The organism is Maritimibacter sp. 55A14, from assembly GCF_003122205.1.
Lineage (GTDB): Bacteria > Pseudomonadota > Alphaproteobacteria > Rhodobacterales > Rhodobacteraceae > QEYE01.
The window spans coordinates 1-17,851 of sequence record NZ_QEYE01000002.1; the positions used below are offsets into that span (position 1 = coordinate 1).

General features: G+C 66.5%; 10 protein-coding genes and 2 pseudogenes. 3 read left to right on the forward strand and 9 right to left on the reverse strand.

What is annotated here, in order from left to right; genetic code table 11:
- Nucleotides 1-272 precede the first annotated feature (272 nt).
- The 5 genes and pseudogenes from DDZ14_RS19925 to DDZ14_RS01640 all read right to left on the reverse strand — a co-directional run.
- Nucleotides 273-505: pseudogene (locus tag DDZ14_RS19925) on the reverse strand (IS6 family transposase); the annotation flags it as partial.
- A 70-nt stretch (nucleotides 506-575) separates the two neighbouring features.
- The gene (locus DDZ14_RS01625) at nucleotides 576-2,591 is read right to left on the reverse strand and encodes a CocE/NonD family hydrolase (protein WP_109423208.1); all 2,016 of its coding nucleotides are present in this window, start codon (nucleotides 2,589-2,591) and stop codon (nucleotides 576-578) included.
- An 82-nt stretch (nucleotides 2,592-2,673) separates the two neighbouring features.
- Nucleotides 2,674-3,972 (reverse strand): acetyl-CoA carboxylase biotin carboxylase subunit family protein, encoded by a 1,299-nt coding sequence (locus tag DDZ14_RS01630; RefSeq protein ID WP_109423209.1) that lies wholly within the window; start codon nucleotides 3,970-3,972, stop codon nucleotides 2,674-2,676.
- Between the two features lie 81 nt (nucleotides 3,973-4,053).
- Nucleotides 4,054-6,696 carry a cyanophycin synthetase gene (cphA, locus tag DDZ14_RS01635; protein ID WP_109423210.1) on the reverse strand — a complete coding sequence of 881 codons (2,643 nt, stop codon included), beginning with the start codon at nucleotides 6,694-6,696 and terminating at the stop codon, nucleotides 4,054-4,056.
- Nucleotides 6,683-7,543, reverse strand: coding sequence for a cyanophycinase (locus tag DDZ14_RS01640; RefSeq protein ID WP_109423211.1), 861 nt, complete (start codon nucleotides 7,541-7,543; stop codon nucleotides 6,683-6,685). The genes cphA and DDZ14_RS01640 overlap by 14 nt, the downstream gene beginning before the upstream one ends.
- A 203-nt stretch (nucleotides 7,544-7,746) precedes the next feature.
- Here DDZ14_RS01640 and DDZ14_RS01645 point away from each other — a divergent pair, with 203 nt between their 5' ends.
- Entirely contained in the window at nucleotides 7,747-8,673 is a 927-nt protein-coding gene (locus tag DDZ14_RS01645) for an isoaspartyl peptidase/L-asparaginase family protein (protein ID WP_109423212.1), read from the forward strand.
- Here DDZ14_RS01645 and DDZ14_RS20200 read toward each other — a convergent pair.
- The 4 genes and pseudogenes from DDZ14_RS20200 to DDZ14_RS01665 form a co-directional block, all read right to left on the reverse strand.
- Nucleotides 8,667-8,969 (reverse strand): annotated as a pseudogene (locus DDZ14_RS20200) (DUF2783 domain-containing protein); the annotation flags it as partial. The gene DDZ14_RS01645 and the pseudogene DDZ14_RS20200 sit on opposite strands and share 7 nt — an antisense overlap.
- A gap of 220 nt (nucleotides 8,970-9,189) precedes the next feature.
- Nucleotides 9,190-10,665: a ribosome biogenesis GTPase Der gene (gene der / locus DDZ14_RS01655; RefSeq protein ID WP_109423213.1), complete on the reverse strand. Its 1,476-nt coding sequence runs from the start codon at nucleotides 10,663-10,665 to the stop codon at nucleotides 9,190-9,192.
- Nucleotides 10,666-10,723: 58 nt separating this feature from the next.
- On the reverse strand, nucleotides 10,724-12,043 hold the full coding sequence (locus tag DDZ14_RS01660; protein ID WP_233252436.1) for a PQQ-binding-like beta-propeller repeat protein: 1,320 nt from the start codon (nucleotides 12,041-12,043) through the stop codon (nucleotides 10,724-10,726).
- 61 nt (nucleotides 12,044-12,104) lie between these two features.
- Nucleotides 12,105-12,740: a hypothetical protein gene (locus DDZ14_RS01665; RefSeq protein ID WP_109423215.1), complete on the reverse strand. Its 636-nt coding sequence runs from the start codon at nucleotides 12,738-12,740 to the stop codon at nucleotides 12,105-12,107.
- A gap of 221 nt (nucleotides 12,741-12,961) precedes the next feature.
- Here DDZ14_RS01665 and DDZ14_RS01670 point away from each other — a divergent pair, with 221 nt between their 5' ends.
- Both DDZ14_RS01670 and DDZ14_RS01675 read left to right on the forward strand, forming a co-directional pair.
- Nucleotides 12,962-14,065 carry an efflux RND transporter periplasmic adaptor subunit gene (locus DDZ14_RS01670; RefSeq protein WP_109423216.1) on the forward strand — a complete coding sequence of 368 codons (1,104 nt, stop codon included), beginning with the start codon at nucleotides 12,962-12,964 and terminating at the stop codon, nucleotides 14,063-14,065.
- On the forward strand, nucleotides 14,062-17,838 hold the full coding sequence (locus DDZ14_RS01675; protein ID WP_109423217.1) for an efflux RND transporter permease subunit: 3,777 nt from the start codon (nucleotides 14,062-14,064) through the stop codon (nucleotides 17,836-17,838). Before DDZ14_RS01670 ends, DDZ14_RS01675 begins: the two co-directional genes overlap by 4 nt.
- The last annotated feature ends 13 nt before the right edge of the window (nucleotides 17,839-17,851 follow it).

The window sequence follows — 17,851 nt, forward strand, 5'->3', positions numbered from 1 at the left end:
GCCTGAAGTATCAGACCCCGGAGGAGTTCGCAGCCGCGCGCCCCTTCGACAAGACGCAATGGGCGCAGCCGCTTGAGCTACCTGATGGCTCCGCGCCTGCGCCCATTGCTCATGCCGCCGAATGATGACACACAAAAGGGGAACAAGCTCGACTTACGAGTGGCCCTGAAAAAAGGGGCAGGTCAGCGGCCGCAGCCAATTACGTGAGAAACCACAACTGGTGCTGTCGGACAGATTCTAACCAGTCTCGTCAAGGGCAGGAAGACGGTCCCTTATGCCGCGCCCAGACCTCGCCACTCGGCGAGAGCGGCGGCGCGGTTCTTCTTGAAGATGGCGCGCGAGGTCAGGTTGCGGTCGGAGTTGAAGCGGTTCGTGACAGAGGCATGAACGGAGGCAACATCTCAGGATTTCGAATGCGCCGAAACCGCTGCATCGCCCTTTCCCGCCTTCGGAGCGGAAGGTGAGAGTTCTCCGCCCGATGGTTCAACCAACGGCCAGTTTCCTGCCCGCCTCGGGACAAGTACCTCCGATATGACCGTCCATGCCGTTGTCACCGTTGGATGGAGGGTGGACGGTTAAACAAGGTTGCGCGGGATCGAGACGTCCCAATCCTGGTCCCGGACCAGCGTCTCACCCTCCCAGGCTTGAAGCCGGGCGGCGATGTGAAAGCTGCGCGCATCACCCGTCAGGCGCGTGGTCGTGACGGTCTTGACAGACCATCCGTTGCGGCGCATCTCGTGCGTCCAGCAGGCCTCACCCTCGGCGGATGCCGGATCGTCCGGCAGGATGGAATAGCGTTCGCGGCCCTCGGCGGAATGATAGAATTCGTGCGCCTTGATCACCGCGCCGCCTTCGTGATCGCGGACGATGACGGTCGTGCGGCCGGTGTCGCGGTCCTCTTCCACGACCCACTCCGCCTGCGGCGCCACCTCGAAGCTCATGTCGAGCGGCTGCCCCGCGCGCGGCGGACCGAAGGCGGGAACGTCCCGATCACCGGCCGCGCGGACCGGCAGGTCGAGTTGCGAGCGCCCCGGCAGTACCGTCAGGGTGACGGGCTCCGGCGTCGGCCAGGCCAGCGGGAAATAGCTGGTCGAAAGCGCCAGGCGAATCCGGTGCCCGGCGCGGAAGGTCTGCGCCACATGCTTGAATGGCACCTCCACCACATAGTCGCGCCCCGGCTCAAGCGGCTCGGGATGCTCATGACTGTCCCGGTGGGTCAGGTTCAGCAACCCGTAGCTGACCCGTGTCGCGGCACCGTCCGGCGCAACATCCGAAAGCCGCGCGGCAATCTGGGCAACCGGACGGTCTGACCGGATCGCAAGGCGCAGTCGGGCATCGCCCGCAATGTCCAGATCCGCATCAAGCGGCGCGGTCTCGAAGACAAGGCTGCCGGCATCGTCACGGCGCTGATCGCCCGGCTGGTCGCCGGGATGCGCATAGGAACACCATTTGCCCCCCTGCACCCCGACCCAGAGCGGGGATCTGATCGCAAGGCTGGCCGCCGGGTCCGCCGGCTCGCCTCCCAGCCCGCCGTCGGCCCCAAGCGCAAGGGCCTTGCGCGTGATATTGGGGGAAGGCCAGGCCGGTTCGGTAATCCAGCGCCCCTCGCGGCTGTCATAGTGGCTGCGCGGTTCGGCATGGTCCTGAAGAAAGAGCCGCAACGGCGGCTCGTCCATTATCCCGGTGTCCCGTCCCTTGAGCCACTGATCCCACCAGCGCGTCTCCTCGGTCAGCCAGTCGATGGCCGGACCCGGCGCGCCCAGATACGGATATCTGTGCGCCCAGGGACCAATGAGGCCCTTGACGGGGCTCTTGAGGTTTTCAACCAGCCGGAACACCGACCTGCAATAGCCATCGGCCCAGCCGCTGACCGCGTAGACCGGAACCTCGATATCCGAGTAGTCTTCGCTGACCGAACCGTGTTTCCAGAATGCGTCCCGCGTCTGATGCTCCAGCCACGTCTTCAGCCACAGCCCGGACCCGTCGAGCCGCGCCTCCCACATCTCGCGCCAGCGGTCGCCCACATGCACGGGATCGGGCGGCAGGCTGTTGATGCCGAACATCACCGACGCCCAGGAGAGTTGATCGCAAAGCAGCGTGCCCCCCATGTAGTGAATGTCGTCGGCATATCGGTCGTCGGTCGAACAGATTGTCACGACGGCTTTCAGCGCGGGCGGACGCAGCGCCGCGATCTGCAATCCGTTGAACCCGCCCCAGGAAATGCCGACGATCCCGACCCCGCCATCGCACCATGCCTGATCGGCGATCCAGGCGATCACGTCGCAACCGTCCTGCAACTCGATCTCGGTGTATTCGTCGGTCATCACGCCTTCGGATTCGCCGGTGCCGCGAAGGTCGACGCGGACATAGGCGTAACCCTGTGCCGCGAGCCAAGGGGCACGGGCATGATCGCGCTCCAGCGTCTTGTCGTTCTTGCGGTAGGGGATGTATTCGAGGATCGCCGGGACCGGCCGCGCTTCGGCGTCCTCGGGCACCCATATTCGTGCCGCGACCCGCACACCATCGGGCATCGCGATCTCCACGTGCTCGATTTCCCGCACGGAAATAGGAAGTTGGCTGTCGATATTCATGGAGAACTCGAAGTGATCCGGGGCCGTTTTCGACTGCCGGTTATCGCTGGCGGACCGCTGAAAGTCCAGCGTCTTCGCGCCACTATTCGACGATATCGGTGAACTCGTAATTGAGCTTCTTCATCACCTGTTCGTAGTTCCACAGAAGTTTCGACTGCTTTTTCGCCCCCATCCAGACAGAGGCCACCGCGTAGCTGTAGGCATCCTGCTCGGGCAGATCGGAGAGTTGCGTGTTCTTCGAAACGTAGGAGACGATGCGCGTACCCTCGACCTGCTCCGCCGCCACCTCGATCTCGGCGCGGGACGGGACGCGAGCGACGGTCGCATCGTTGAAAAAGACCCTGTAGAAAAACTCCGCCGCAACGTTGTCGGTGCCTTCGCCCTGCGGCATGTCCGGCTTGCGCCCGAGGCCCAGATCGACCGTAACCTGCTGATGGCTGACGCCATCGACCATTTCAAACAGATCGCAATGCGACTGCGCGATGCGGGTGTTGATCTCCAGCAGCCAGATCCTGTTCTGCACCTCGTCCCAGTAATACTCGACATTGAAGCCGGCATTGTCGTAGCCGATATGGCTCATCACCTTGCGGGTGACCTCCCACATGGTTTCCTGCACGCGGCGTGGCAGAGTCGAGGGGTAGAGATAGTAGAAAAAGCTCAGAACCTGTGGATATCGAATCGAATCCACCGTGCCATAGGGGACGACATCGCCGTCATGGACATATCCCTCGACCGTGCATTGGCGCCCGCCGATGACCTGCTCGGCCATGCAGTAATGCCCTTCCACCGCCTTGATGTCGTCGGGCAGGTCGGCCTGATCCAGGACATAGTTGAACGGCTCGGAAATCTGGCCGATCTCGGCGCGCAGCTTTTCCGTCGCGTAGTCGAAATCCTCGGGGCTGTCGATGCGAAAGCCCAGCCGCGAACCCGAAGACTTGATCGGCTTCACGAAAAAGGGAAAGCGCAGATCGGCCTCGCCGATCCTGGACAGGGCATTGTCGTCGAACGGGTCGAAGGCGGTGAAGTTCGGCGTGTGCTCGGGGATGACCTCGGCCATTGCCTTGCGCGACCAATACTTGTGCTCGCATTTCAACAGGCTTTCCAGGGACGCGTTGCGGGTTCCGTATTTCTTGCACAGCAGCGGCAGCATCGTGGAAACGGGAAAGTCGATATAGCCGACGATGGCGTCGATAGAGCCGTCGAAGGCGTCGAGCTTCGCTTCGGCCTCCATCAGCATCGCGGGGATATCGAAATCCTGCGTCTCGGACACCTGCGCCGGAGTCAGAAGCTGGTGGAACACGACATCTTCTACGCCGCGCAGACGCTTCAGGCGCTCTGCGTTCATGTCGTTAAGACCGATGACGAATACGTTCCTGGTCATTGTTTTTCTTCTCCCTGTCAAAGCGTTAACGCGGTGGACGGCCATAGGGTTCCGCCCCCAACATGCGCGTTTGCTGAGATGTCAGGCCTGCGCGAGTTCCGCCTGGGTCGGAAAGCTCCGCCCCTTGAGGCGTTCGGTCGTGCCTTCGATGTCGTCGACAAGAAGCAACAGGAAATCGCCCGGCTTCGCATCGCCGATGGCCTTCGCCACGGCCTCATGTTCGCTGAGGATCGTCTCGACGCGCGTGGCGCCGCCGGCCCCCACCGCGCCGTCACGGATCAGCTTCGCAGTTTCCCCCGTCTCGCGTCCGCGCGAATCCGTTTCGTAGATGAAGAGCAGGTCGCACATCCCGGCAAGCTGTTCGCCGAGCGCCGACAGGTCTTCGTCCCGGCGGTTGCCCGGCGCGGTCGCGACGCCGATTTTCCGCTTCGTGGCCAGCCCCTTGACGAGAGGTTCGAGCGCCTGCAAGGCGGGCACGTTGTGGCCGTAGTCGATCAGGCATTTCACACCGTCGGCCTCGAAATAGTTCGTGCGCCCCGGCATCTGCGCCGGCGTCGGGTGAAACGTCAGCAGCCCGGCCCGGATGTGGTCCATCTCGACCCCGAGGGCGATGGCCGCGGCGGCCGCGGCCATAGCGTTCTGCACGTTGAACGGAGCATGGCCCTCGAATGCGATGGGCACGTCGTTGACCTCGACGATCTCGACCGTGACCTTGCCGCGCAGAAGCACGATCTTGCCATGCTTGACGGTCAGCAGCATGCCGAGATTGGCCAGATGTTCCTTCAGCGCCGGGTTGTCGGGGTTCATCGTGAAATAGATGATCTCGCCCCGCGCCCAGTAAGTACCGTATTCCATCACCATCGGGTCGTCGGCGTTGAGGACACAATAGCCGCCCTCCTTGCGCACGGCATCTACGACCACGGTCTTGCAACGGGCAAGCTCCTCGAGCGTGTGGATATCGCGTTCCCCAAGATGGTCGGAGGCGATGTTGAGCAGCACGCCCACGTCGCATTCGTCGAAGCCGAGTCCCCGGCGCATGATCCCGCCGCGGGCAACCTCGAGCACGGCATGTTCGACTGTCGGCTCGCGCAGCACCGTCTGCGCCGCCGCCGGGCCGGAATAGTCGCCGCGCAAGATCACGTGGCTGTCGATTTCAACTGTCCCGGTGCAACCCATGCCGACCGAGTTGCCCGCCTGCCGCAGGATATGCGTGGTCAGCCGGGTGGTCGTCGTCTTGCCGTTTGTCCCGGTGATCGCGGTGATCGGGATCCTGCCATTGTCGGTCGGATCCGGGAACAGCATTTCGACCACATGCTCGCCCACCGGGCGGGGCGTGCCGTGGGTGGGAGCCATATGCATCCGGAAGCCCGGCCCCGCATTGACCTCGACCACACCGGCCGATTGCTGGTCCAGCGGAACGGAGAGGGTTTCGGCAAGAAGGTCGATGCCGATCACGTCGAGCCCGACAAGCCGCCCTATCCGCTCCATGGTGAACTTGACCTTCGGGTGCACCTCGTCTGTGAGATCGGTCGCCGTGCCGCCGGTGGAGATGTTGGCGGTCGATTTCAGGAATGCGATTTCGCCCTTGGGCAACACGGTCTCGAGCGTATGGCCCGCCTGATCGAGCAACCGCAGGGTTTGCTCGTCGACATGTATCTGCGTCAGCAGGTTCTCATGGCCGACACCGCGGCGGGGATCGGAATTCTCGATATCTATGAGTTCCTGCACCGTGTGCCTGCCGTCGCCGATGACATGGGCCGGACGGCGGCGCGCCGCCGCGACGAGTTTGCCGCCGATCACCAGAATCCGGTGATCCTCGCCCTTGATGCAGCTTTCGACAATCACCGCCCCTGAATCGTCGCGCACGCGGGCCAGCGCGGCATCGAAGCCGGCCTTAAGGTCCTCGGCGCTGGCAATGTCGGTGGAAACGCCACGGCCGTGATTGCCCGACAGAGGCTTGGTCACCACCGGCCAGCCGATCCAGTCGGCCGCGGCCTGCGCGTCCTCGTAGGAATGGCATATCTGCCCGCGCGGAACCGGCACGCCGGCATCCTCGAGCACCTGCTTGGTCCATTCCTTGTCGTCGGCGATGGAATGCCCGATGATGCCCGACGCGTCCGTCACCGTGGCTTGGAACCGGCGCTGCTTGATGCCGTGGCCAAGCTGGGTATAGCTCGTCCCCTCGGTCAGATTGTACCACGGAATGTTGCGCGCCTTCGCGGCGTTGACGATCGACCCGGTCGATGGGCCCAGCGCGTTGGCGTCGCGCACTTTCTTCAGATGGTCGATGATGGGGCCGAGCGCGACCTCTTCGCCATCATAGAGCTTCTGGACGATTTCGACCGCAGCCTCCCCCGCCGCGAGGCCGCTCGCCTCGTCCCGGTAGCGGTAGATGATGTTGTAGATGCCGGGTTCGTAGCTGTCGACGCACTTGCCGTATCCGACGGAAAATCCGATCAGGTTCTGCAATTCGATGGCCACATGCTCGACCATGTGGCCCGCCCAGGTACCGTGCCGGACACGCACCAGGAAACCGCCCGGTTCACCGACCGAACAGCGGTGGTCGTGAATGCTGGGGATCAGGGACTGAAGTCTGTCGACGATCCCCGGCACCTTGTCGCTCGGTCTGTCTTCCAGTTCCTCGATGTCGAGCCGCAAAAAAATCGCTTGGTAGCGGCTGTAGTAATTGGGGCCGCGCAGGGCGCGATGTTCAAGAATACGCAATCCTATGCTCCAGGTTCTTGGCCCTGAGCTCTTCGGGTCCCAGGACCCGCCGGTCTGTCAGGCTGTATCCATAGCCATCGACCAGTGCATGCATGATGACGTCGTGGACGCTTACCGCCTCACCGTCTGCTAGATCTGAAACATTGGACCCGGTTATCTGCGAACTGTCAACGATGATCACGTGACCGGGGCCAAAGGCGAGCATCAAATCGCCCTCGAACAGGACGGCCGCATCCTCGCCCAGGCCCACGCCAACGTATTCCGGATTGGTGGCGCCGACTTCCATCAGGCGCGAGAATCGGCCGCGCTCCAGGAAATGGGTGTCAATGATGACGCCTTGCACCAATCCAAAGCCCGCGGCCATCTTCACCGCCCCCTTGCGCAACGAGTCGTCGGCCGGGCCGCCATAGACCATCGTCTGTGACTGGCAGGCCGCACCGGCGCTGGTCCCCGCGACCACCGCGCCTTCGGCGTGCCGCTCCCGGATCGCCTGAAGTGCGCGCGAGCCGCCCAGAACGTTCGTCAGGCGCATCTGGTCGCCGCCGGAGATGAAGATCACATCCGCGCGGCGGATCATTTCGACAACGTCGTCTGCCGCCGCGTCCTTGCGTTCGCGGACCCGGATATCGAGGATCTCGCCCGAACCGATCTCGTCAAAAGCGGTCTGATAGGCCCCGAACACCTCGTCGGGAATGCTGCTCGCGGTCGTGATGATGCCGACGACCGGCCGCTCCTTCCCCGACAGCGCCACGAGGCGGCGCAGGATCTCCGCGCGGGAGGTCTTGTCCTCTGCCCCACCTATCGCAACCAGGGGGCCCTTGGGGATAACTTTAACCGGCATGTTCATATACTGCGCTCCGTTCCCGTCTTCGGGCTACATGTTGCGTGTCAATGTAGCATTTGGCCATAGGATTTACAGGGTCTCACGCATTGATTTGACGTCACGATGCCAATGCGTCACATATTTTTGCGGCGACACTGGGGCGGCGGCCCTCGGTGCTGACAGACGCGGACGAAACTTCAGGCAGCAATCAATCAGGGGGGACGCACATGATCCGCGGTTTCAGTCTCGCGATCCACGGCGGGGCCGGCGTCATGCCGCAGAGCCGAACAACCCCCGAACGCGAGGCGGCCTGTCACGCCGCACTGGCCCGTGTTCTGGACGCGGGTGAGGCGGTTCTGGCGCGGGATGGAGATGCTCTCGACGCGGTGACGGCGGCGGTTTGCGGGCTCGAGGACGAACCGCTCTTCAACGCCGGGCGCGGCGCGGTCTTCACCCGAGAGGGCCAGCATGAAATGGACGCCGCGCTGATGGACGGTCGCGACCGGCGCGCGGGTGCGGTGGCCGGGATTTTCGGACCGAAGAACCCGGTTCTCGCGGCTCGCGCCGTGATGGAGTGCACGGACCATGTGCTGATGATCGGCGAAGGGGCACTGGCCGTGTCGCGCGCGGCCGGTCTGGAGTTCCGAACGGCGGAATACTTCTTCACGCAGGAGCGCTGGGATACTCTTCAGGAGACGCTGAAGATGGAGGAGGCCGGAACGCTCGACGACGATCCGGCGCGGCGCCACGGCACCGTCGGTGCGGTGGCGCGCGACCGCCATGGCAACCTCGCCGCGGCGACCTCGACCGGCGGCATGACGGCGAAACTGCCTGGCCGTGTCGGCGACAGCCCGGTGATCGGCGCGGGTACTTTCGCCGACAACGCGACCTGCGCGGTCTCGGCCACCGGCGACGGAGAGGTTTTTCTGCGTTTGTCCGTGGCGCACGAGATCGATGCAAGGATGCGCCTTGGCGGGATGGACCTGACACGCGCTGCCGAGGCGGTGATCCTGGCGGACCTGACGGCCTGGAATGGCTCCGGCGGCCTCGTCGCCATCGACCGCGACGGGACCATTGCCGCACCGTTCAATTGCGAGGGCATGTATCGCGGCTGGAGCGTCGAAGGCGGCGGCCGGGGCACGGCGATCTACTGAGGCGCGGCAAACGCCAGGGGTGCATGGCGGATCTGCCCTGTCGCCACGGCTTTCCGATCCTGGATGAGCTTGGCTATCGGCCCGTCGCCCAGAGACCCACAGCGGGTGAGGGGCGAAGACTTTTGTTCGGGGCTGGCCGCCTGGCGCGCGGCGGCCAAGGCCTGGCTCAGTACATTCTGATCGCCGATGTGACTTGCGAGGATCGGGATGAGACGTGCGTTGAGCGCGTGCATACAGGGGTCCGCCAAGCCGTCATACGATTTGAGCGAATCGGCGTGAAAGTCATCAGTGTTTTCAAGGTTGGGGGTGCCGGGGCGCTGTTGATGGTGTGGATGGCCCCCGCGCGGCTCGTCCCGGACTTGCCAGCGAGCGCAGGGCCATCCTCACCATTTCGATCTCGGGCGTTCAGGACTTGGCAACAAGGTCCGGCGCAGGCTGGGCGGCAACGTTTCCTCGCTGGATCATCAGCCGCTCAGAATCGCGGCGCCGTAGCCCTGCCGGCGCCGCCGCAGGCGGTTACCTGTCCAGCGGCGGCTTCCCCAGATGCTTGCGCAGCCGCGACGGCGTGGATTTCTTCCGTCCCTTGTAGGGGTTCTTGTCGGACTGGCTGCGCATGGTCAGCCGGATCGGCGTGCCCGGCATGTCGAAATCCCGGCGCAACCCGCCCACCAGGTAGCGCGTATAGCTCTCCGGCAGGTTCTCGGGATGCGAGCACATCACCACGAAGCCGGGCGGGCGCGTCTTGACCTGCGTCATGTAGCGCAGCCGGATACGCCGGCCGCCCGGCGCGGGTGGCGGATGGGCCTCGATCATCTCGGCCAGCCAGCGGTTGAGCCGTGCGGTCGAGACCCGGCGGTTCCACATGTCATAGGCTTTCAGCACTGCGGCGTGCAGCCGGTCGAGCCCTTTGCCCGTCTTCGCCGACACCGTGACCAGCGGCGCCCCCCGAAGCTGCGGCAGCAGTCGCTCGAATTCGGCCCGCAACTCGGCCAACCGGGCCTGCTTGGCCGGCTCCAGATCCCATTTGTTGACCGCGATCACCACCGCGCGGCCCTCGCGTTCGGCCAGGTCGGCGATCCGCAGATCCTGCGTCTCGAAGGGTTTCTCGGCGTCGAGCAGCACCACCACGACCTCGGCGAAACGCACCGCGCGCAGCCCGTCGGCAACCGACATCTTCTCCAGCCGGTCGTTGATGCGCGCCTTGCGCCGCATACCGGCGGTGTCGAAGATACGCACCGGTGTGCCGTCCCAGTCGAGCCGCAGCGAGATCGCATCGCGCGTGATCCCTGCCTCGGGTCCGGTCAGCAGCCGGTCCTCGCCCAGGATTCTGTTGATCAGCGTCGACTTGCCCGCATTGGGCCGCCCGATCACCGCGATCTGGAGCGGGCGCGCCATTGTCGGCACGGGCGCGCCGGCCAGCGCGTCGCCATCACCCTCCGCCGCGCCGTCATCGGCCACCGCCACCTCGGTTTCCGGCAACTCATCGCGCGCCGCCGCTTCCCCGGCCGGGCCGCGCAGCCGATCGATCAGGTCCACCAGCCCCTCGCCATGCTCGGCGGAAATGCGCACGGGCTCGCCCAGACCCAGACCGTAGGCGTCCAGAAAACCGCTCTCGCCCGCGCGCCCCTCCGACTTGTTGGCCACCACCACCACCTCGCGCGCGCGCTTGCGCAGGACCCCGGCGAAAAGCTCATCGGCGCCCACCACGCCCGCCCGCGCGTCGATCATGAAGAGGCACAGATCGGCCTCGTCCACCGCGCGTTCGGTCAGCCGCCGCATCCGGCCCGGCAGGCTCTCGTCGCTGGCATCCTCCAGCCCCGGCGTGTCCACCGCGATGAAACGCAGGTCGGCCAGCCGCGCCTCGCCCTCGCGCAGGTCGCGGGTCACGCCGGGCTGGTCGTCGACCAGTGCCAGACGCTTGCCGACGAGGCGATTGAAGAGCGTGGACTTGCCCACATTGGGCCGTCCCACGATGGCGACTGTGAAGCTCATGACCTGCCTTGCCCGCTGGGGGGTGGATTCCAGTGCGGGGGCCTACACGGTTTGCGCCCTATTGGAAAGCGTGCAGTTGGCCGCGTTCCGACACGATATAGAGCCGCCCGCCCACCACCACCGGCGCGGCCGCCGCGCCGCCGCGCAGTTCGGTCGTCCCGGTCAGCGCGCCGCTTTGCGGGTCGAAGAAGCGGATCAGCCCGTCATCGGAGGCCACGATCACCCGCCCCCCGGCCAGCACCGGTCCGTAATGGGTATAGACCTGCGTCCAGACGCGCGAGCGCCGACGGGCCTTCACGAAGCCCGGCAGTTCGGCGCCCCAGATGCGCTCGCCGGTCCCGGCGTCGAGCCGCAGCAATTCCGTCGCGTCGGAGAGCACAAAGAGCGACCCGCCCGCCGGCCAGACCGGCCCCATCGCGCCGGTATCGGCGGTCCAGAGCCGCGCGCCGCTGCGCAGGTCGAAGGCCACCAGCTTGCCCGCCTGGTTGCCGATATAGACCCGGCCCCGGTCAATCACCGGATCGCCGGTAATGTCAGAGATGTTGGACCGCGCGAGTCCCAGCCGCCCGCCCGACACCCCGGCCTGCCAGAGACGGATACCGTTCTTCTTGAGCATCGTCACCACATCGCCCGAGCCGAAGGGGAAGACCACCAGCCCGTCACTCACCGCGGGGCCCGCGCCGCCCGTGACCACCGCCTGCGGGGTCACGCCGGCCTGTTCCCAGCGGATGCGGCCGTCGCCTGCATCGAGCGCCCAGGCCCGGCCGTCGCGCGAGACGGTATAGACGACGCCTTCGGAGACCGTGACACTGCCGGTGACCGCGGCGTCGAGCTTCTGTTCCCATACGCGCGCGCCGGTGGCCGGGTCGAGCGCGTAGAGCGCGCCGAACCCCGTCGTCACGTAGAGCCGGTTGCCCGCCACCGTCAGCGCTCCGCCCGAGGCGTCGCCGGGCTTGTCGGCATGCGGCGTCAGATCGACCGACCAGAGCCGCGCGCCATCGGTGGAATGGGCCGTGACCAATGCCCGCGCATCGAGCGTGAAAATCCGCCCGCCAGAGATGACGGGCGCGGCGGTGATGCGATGCTTGCGGGTGTCGCCGGTGCCGATCGAGGCGCTCCAGACCGGCTCCAGCGGCAGGCGCAGCGCGGGGTGGTCGATCCGGTGCTCGGGCGTGCCGTTACGATGCGTCCAGGCGGCGTGATTGACCTGCGCGGGCAGGCTGATGGGCGCCGCCCGGTCGGCCTGCGCATCCGCCGCGCCGCTTTCGATGCCGGCGCGCACCTCCTCGCGTTCGCCGCGCAGGATCACGTCGCGGTCGCCGCAGGCGGCCAGGGCCAGCAACAGAACCGCCGCCGCGATACCGGGTCTCTGTCTCACTGCTGCCGCCCCCCACATCTGACCGTCACTCGTGCGCCCCGCGCGGGGGTCTCGCACAGCGTTACAAACCCGCCGGATCCTCGCCCAGCGCCACCATCATCTGACTGGCGCGCTGACGCAAGCCCGGCGTCGTGGCGGCATCCTCCATCACGCGCCGCAGCGTCTCGGCCGCCGCCACGCGGTCGCCCGCCTCGATCTGCGCCAACGCCTGCTGTTCCAGCGCCAGGCCGCGGAACGGCCCGCCGGGCTGCGCGTAACGCTCGAGTTGTGCGATCCGCGTCTCCGGCGCCAGGTCCGGGGCTTCGAGGATCAGCGCCTTGAACCCCGCCAGATCGCGATAGACCTGGGCGATCCCGTCACGCGTCGAGACCTCGCGCAGCAGCGCCGCGGCGTCCGCACGTTCGCCATCCTCGGCCAGGGCGGCGGCACGCACGAAATCGACCAGCGCCTGGGCTTCGGGGTCCGCCGAGCTGACCTGCGCCAGCGCCGCGGGGCTGTCGGTAGCCAGCAGCGCGTCGCCCAGGGCCTGGGCTGCCGCGGTTTCCGTCGCCTTGCGGTACTCGTTCCAGGCCGCGCCGCCGACGACCGAAAGCACCGCGACGATCGCGATCCAGCCATAGCGGCGCAGATAGCCGTAAAGCCGGTCGCGCCGGATTTCCTCGGTCACCTCGTCAATGAAACTGTCGGTATCGCTCACGCGCCGCCCTCCGTTTCGCTTCGCGCCGTCTTAACGCGAAGCCGCGGCGGATGCCAAGGGCAAAGCGCGCCTGGCACCCCATGGAACCAGGGCAGGAACGGCGTTGCCGCGCGGCCGCCGGGCGCCGGCGGTGCATCAGATTAATCTTGCTTTGGCCCGGCCAGAGTCCTATCTAAACGACATTGTTCAGTAACGCGCAATTTCGCGCGACCGGAGTTGCCATGCGCGTCTTGCCAATTCTGACCGCCCTGCTTGTGATGGCCGCGCTCTATTTCCTGGTGATCGAGCGCGATACGGTTCTGGCCCTGGCCGGCGACGAGCCCGCCACCCAAACCAGCGCGGACGACGCCACGGCCGCTCCGAAGGACGAGCCGGAACCCGCGGTATCGGTGGTTGCGCTGCGCTCGGAAGCGCAGATGATCGACACCGGCGTGACCCTGCGCGGCCGGACCGAGGCGCTGCGCCTCGTCGATGTACGCGCGGAGACATCCGCGCGGGTCGTCTCCGAACCCCGCCGCAAGGGTGCCTATGTGAAGAAGGGAGAGCTGCTCTGCCATCTCGACCCGGACACGCGCGAGGCCGATCTCGCCGAGGCCGAGGCGCGGCTGGAGGAGGCGCGCATCAACCAGCGCGCGGCCAGCCAGCTTGTGGAACGCGGCTTCACCTCCGAGACCGGCAAGGCGGCCGCCGACGCCGCCCTCCGATCGGCACAGGCGCAGGTGGACCGCGCCCGGCTGGAACTGGAGCGGCTGGAAATCCGCGCGCCTTTCGCCGGACATCTGGAATCCGACACAGCCGAAATCGGCGCGCTGCTGCAACCGGGCGGGCTCTGCGCCACGGTGATCCAGCTCGACCCGATCCGGCTGGTGGGCTTTGTGCCGGAAACCGAGGTCCAGCGGGTCGAGACCGGCGCCCGCGCCGGCGCGCGCCTGGCCACCGGCGAGCGGGTGGAGGGGCGCGTCACCTTCCTGTCGCGCTCCGCCGATCCCACGACGCGCACCTTCCGCGTCGATATGGAGGTGCCCAATGCCGATTTCGCGATCCGCGACGGCCAGACTGCGGATATCGTCATCCAGACCGAGGGCCAGAAGGCCCATAAGCTTCCGGCTTCGGCGCTGACGCTCAACGACGCGGGCGATCTGGGCGTGCGTCTGGTCGCCGAGGGTGACCGCGTGCGCTTCGCGCCGGTGACGCTGGACCGCGACACCGATAGCGGCATCTTCGTGACCGGACTGCCCGACACCGCGGCGGTCATCGTGGTGGGCCAGGAATACGTCACCGAAGGCAGCCGCGTCGAAGTGACCTGGCGGGAGTCCGGCTCATGACCGGGCTGGTGGATTGGGCCACGGGCCGCGCCCGGATGATCATCGCCTTCGTGGTGCTGTCGCTGGGCGTCGGCACCACGGCCTTCCTGACCCTGCCCAAGGAGGGCGAGCCCGATATCCAGATCCCGGCCCTGTCGGTGACGGTGGTGTTTCCCGGTATCTCCGCCGAGGATAGCGAGCGGCTGCTGATCCGTCCCCTCGAGGCGGAGTTGCAGGATATCGACGGGATCAAGACCATGTCCTCCACCGCGGCGGAGAATTACGCCGGCGTGTTCATGGAGTTCGAGTTCGGCTGGGACAAGACCGCCACCCTGGCCGAGGTCCGCGACAAGGTCGATCAGGCCCAGTCAGAATTCCCGGAAGGCTACGAAGAACCGTTGATCGACGAGATCAATTTCTCCGAGTTTCCGATCCTGGTGGTGGCGCTGTCGGGCGATCTGTCGGAACGCACACTCCTGCGCGAAGCCAAGGAATTGCAGGACAGGCTGGAGGCGCTGCCCGCCGTGCTTGAAGCCGAGCTTGCCGGCGACCGCGAGGAAATGCTGGAAGTCCTGATCGACCCGCTGAAGCTCGAAGCCTACAACGTCACCGCCAGCGAGCTGATCAATGTCGTTGTCAACAACAACCAGTTGATCGCCGCGGGCGAGGTGCGCACCGGCGATGGCGCCTTCTCGGTCAAGATCCCCTCCTCCTTCGACGCGCCGCAGGATGTCTACGACCTGCCGGTGAAGGTGAACGGCGACCGGACCGTGACGCTGGGCGACCTGGCCGAAATACGGCTGACCTTCGACGACGCCGAGGGCACCGCGCGGTTCAACGGCGACAAGACGATTGCGCTGCAGGTGGTCAAGCGCAAGGGCTTCAACATCATCGACACGGTGGCCGAGATACGCGAGAGCGTGGCCGCCGCGCAGGCGGCCTGGCCGGAGGATCTGCAACAGGCGGTGCAGGTCGATTTCTCGATGGACGAGAGCATCAATGTCCGCAACATGGTCAACCAGCTCCAGGGCTCGGTTCTGACCGCGATCGCGCTGGTGATGGTCGTGGTTCTGGGCGCGCTCGGCACCCGGTCGGCGCTGCTGGTGGGCTTCGCGATCCCGACCTCGTTCCTGCTCTGCTTCGCCTTCCTCGCGCTGATGGACGTGGCGATCTCCAACATGGTGATGTTCGGACTGATCCTGGCGGTGGGCATGCTGGTGGACGGCGCCATCGTGGTGGTCGAATACGCCGACAAGCGCATCCAGAGCGGGATCGGCCCGATGCGCGCCTACGGCGAGGCCGCCAAACGCATGTTCTGGCCCATCGTGGCGTCCACCGCGACCACGCTCTGCGCCTTCCTGCCGATGCTCTTCTGGCCCGGCGTGCCGGGCGAGTTCATGTCGATGCTGCCGATCACGCTGATCTTCGTGCTCTCCGCTTCGCTGGTCGTCGCGCTGATCTACCTGCCGGTGATCGGCGGGGTGGCGGGGCGGCTCTCGCGAGCCCTTGGCCATATCTCCGATACGCTGCGCCGCCTGCCCTGGCCGCTGCGCGCGGGGCTTTTCGCGGGCGCGACCTTGCTCGCCTGGACCGGCGCGATGCAGGCGCTCAACCCCGCCTACCTGCCCGGCCTCGTGGCGCCGGGGGCCGCCGGCATGATGGCGATGCTGCCGGGCATGGCGATCATGCTGGGCGGCCTGATGGCCATGTCCGTGACGTTGGGCGCGCTCACCATCCACCGCAAGCCCCGGCGCATCCGGGCGGGCTACCGGCGCACGCTTTTCGGCCGGTTCATCGCGCTCATCGCCGGCAACCCGGTGATGCCGCTGGTAACGATCGGCGCGGTTTCGGCCGGGGTCGTGATCACCTTCATGACCTATGCCGAAAACAATCTGGGAACCGAGTTCTTCGTCGAGACCGAGACCGAGCGCGCCATCGCCTATGTCCGCGCCCGCGGCAATTTGAGCCTGGAGGAGAAGGACGCGCTGGTGCGCGAGGCCGAGGCGCGGGTCATGGCGGTGCCGGGCGTCGATGCGGTCTTCGCCTTCGCCGGGAATGGCGGGCTCAATCAGAACAACGGCGGCGCCACCGCGCCCCTGGACACGATCGGCCAGATTCAGATCGAGCTGGCCGACTGGGAGACCCGCCGCAAGGGCGACCTGATCGTGCAGGACATCCTGGCCGATATCAGGCGCATCCCCGGCATTCAGGCCGATCTGCTTGAACAGGCGCGCGGCCCGGCGCAGGGCAAGCCCGTGGACCTGCGGCTCAAGTCCAACGACTGGCAGGCACTCCAGGAGGCCGCCGCTTCCATGCGCGCCCGGTTCGATCGCACACCGGGGCTGACCGACGTGGAGGACACCCGCCCGCTGCCCGGCATCGACTGGCAGATCGACGTGGATGTGGAACAGGCCGGACGCTACGGCGCCAATGTCGCCGCGGTGGGGGCAATGGTCCAGCTCGTTACCCGCGGGCTGATCCTCGACACGATGCGCATCGACAGTTCGGATGACGAAATCGACATCCGCGTGCGCTTCCCCGAGGCCGAGCGCGTCCTCTCCACCCTCGACGCGCTTAAAGTGCGCACCGAAAACGGCCTGGTGCCGCTGTCTAATTTCATCACCCGGACCCCGGTGCCAAAACTGGCGCAGATCAACCGCGTCGACCAGTCCCGCTATTTCGACGTCAAGGCGGATGTGGCGCCGGGGCTTCTGAAGCTCTCCGACGCCGCGGGCGCGCCGTTGGCGATGGCCCGCCCGCTGGCGGACGGCGCCGAAGGCGGAAGCCTGACCCTGCCCGGCGGCGACGGGGCGGAACTGGTGGCGCTCCTGGGCGGCACCACGCGCGCGGTGCTCGAACGGGCGCTGGCGGAGGGCGGCGTCGGCACGACCGTGGTCAACGCCAATGAACGTATCGCGGCCTTCACCGATTGGCTCGAGGCCGAACAGCCCCTGCCCGCCCAGGTCAGCTACGAATGGGCCGGTGACACAGAGGAACAGGCCGAAAGCCAGGCCTTCCTGTCGAAGGCCTTCATCGGCGCGCTGGGGCTGATGTTCGTGATCCTGCTGGCGCAGTTCAACAGCTTCTACAACGCCGTCCTGGTGCTTCTGGCGGTGGTGCTCTCCACCACCGGCGTGCTGGTGGGCATGATGGTGATGAACCAGCCCTTCTCGGTCATCATGACCGGCACCGGAATCGTTGCTCTGGCGGGGATCGTGGTGAACAACAATATCGTGCTGATCGACACCTATCAGGATTACGCGCGGCACATGCCCCGGCGCGAGGCGATCATCCGCACCGCCGAGGACCGCATCCGCCCGGTCCTGCTGACCACGATCACCACGATGGCGGGCCTCACCCCGATGATGTTCGGCATCTCGCTCGATTTCTTCGCCGGCGGCTACACCATCGACGCTCCCTCCGCGCTCTGGTGGAAACAGCTCGCCACCGCCGTGGTCTTCGGGCTCGGGATCGCGACACTGCTGACCCTGGTCTTCACCCCCTCGCTGCTGGCGCTGCGCTATTGGGCGGCGGCCGGCGCCTACGGCACTGCGCGCGGTCTGGCGGCGGTCCTGCTGGGCCAGCGCAGCCGCGTGGCCCGTGACATCGCGCTCGGCCGCGCCACGCGGCATCTGCGCGGCCCGCTCATCCTCTGGGGCGAAACGCCCGACCTGCCCACGGCCCCCTTCGAGGCCCCGGCGCCAGCCCCCGCGCCGATCCCCGCTCGAATCGAGCCCGAAACCCGCGACAGCGACACGCCCCCCGCGCCCACCCCGCTGCGCGCAGCGGAATGAGCCAACCCTTTCT